Source organism: Brevibacterium sp. 91QC2O2 (assembly GCF_024580695.1).
GTDB classification, from domain to species: domain Bacteria; phylum Actinomycetota; class Actinomycetes; order Actinomycetales; family Brevibacteriaceae; genus Brevibacterium; species Brevibacterium moorei.
On the sequence record NZ_JANIJY010000069.1, the window covers coordinates 1 to 463 of the forward strand.

Below are 463 nucleotides of genomic sequence, written 5' to 3' on the forward strand. Positions count from 1 at the left end.
GTACCATCAGCGCAATCGGGCTTAGCTTCCGGGTTCGGAAAGGGACCGGGCGTTTCCCCAACGCTCTCACCACCGCAAAACCACAGGACACACAGAAATGCGTGACTGGATCGTGCAGTGAAACTAGTAGACGTGAACACCAACCCCACACGGGGCTATGCATGTACATGCGCGCCAACCGGCACACACGCTCTCTCATACGCTCATTGTTGTTACTCGTGTTACCCAACCCACCACACACCCCGACAAGACCACAGTCTCACCGAGTCGTGTTGTTTGGGTGAGTGAACGGTGTATTAGTACCAGTCAGCTCCACGAATCACTCCGCTTCCACACCTGGCCTATCAACCCCATCATCTCTAGGACACCTTAAAGGAGACCTCATCTCGAAGCAGGCTTCCCACTTAGATGCTTTCAGCGGTTATCCCTCCCGAACGTAGCAAACCAGCCATGCCCTTGGCAG

2 rRNA genes are annotated in these 463 nt (G+C 54.9%); both read right to left on the bottom strand.

Going from position 1 to position 463, the window contains the following annotated elements:
• A 5S ribosomal RNA gene (rrf, locus tag NQ036_RS15455) occupies positions 1 to 77 on the bottom strand; the annotation flags it as partial.
• Between the two features lie 199 nt (positions 78 to 276).
• A 23S ribosomal RNA gene (locus NQ036_RS15460) occupies positions 277 to 463 on the bottom strand; the annotation flags it as partial.